We start from the raw sequence: 559 nt of genomic DNA on the forward strand, positions 1-559 counted from the left end.
AAGGCAAATGGACAAGAAGTTGTTCACAAGGACCATTGGCAGCAGGCTGTGAACCAGCTTATCGCCGCAATCAAACAGCCTAATCATATGGAGCATACACAAGCATTGTGGCAGACGCTATATGAAGAAATCAGTCAGCATGCAGACATCATCATTTCAGCCTGCACGGATTTAAATGCGGTGTTAGATCATATTCAAAGTGAGATTCCGATGATAGATTCCTCTGCCTGTCTTGCCAAAAGCACTGTCAGCACATATCTTGCTTATCAAAGCTAGCTTCAGACAAGGACTGTCTTCAAACAGTCCTTGTTTTTTTATGTTCCTATTGTTTGACAGTTAACTTACAATGGTGTTAAAGTAAACATGTAAATAGTTACATGATTTTTTTCTGGAGGTGAGGTGGTTCTCGTGAAGAAGCCGGTTTTAAAACCATTCGCCTCTTTAGAAATCAAGGTTGATCCGCCTATCACGATTGGTGAGACAAGCCTGGGACTGAGACGATTCATTCCGATTCGTTCGGGAACAATAACCGGGGAAGTAAAGGGACGTATTTTGCCGG

1 protein-coding gene and 1 pseudogene are annotated in these 559 nt (G+C 42.6%); both read left to right on the plus strand.

The window, feature by feature from the left end:
- Nucleotides 1-276, plus strand: a pseudogene (locus ACWHAR_RS30600) (amino-acid racemase); the annotation flags it as partial.
- A gap of 132 nt (nucleotides 277-408) precedes the next feature.
- A partial coding sequence (locus ACWHAR_RS30605; protein WP_452088873.1) for a DUF3237 family protein occupies nucleotides 409-559 on the plus strand: 151 nt, incomplete at its 3' end.

It is taken from the genome of Bacillus sp. LR--39 (assembly GCF_053613335.1).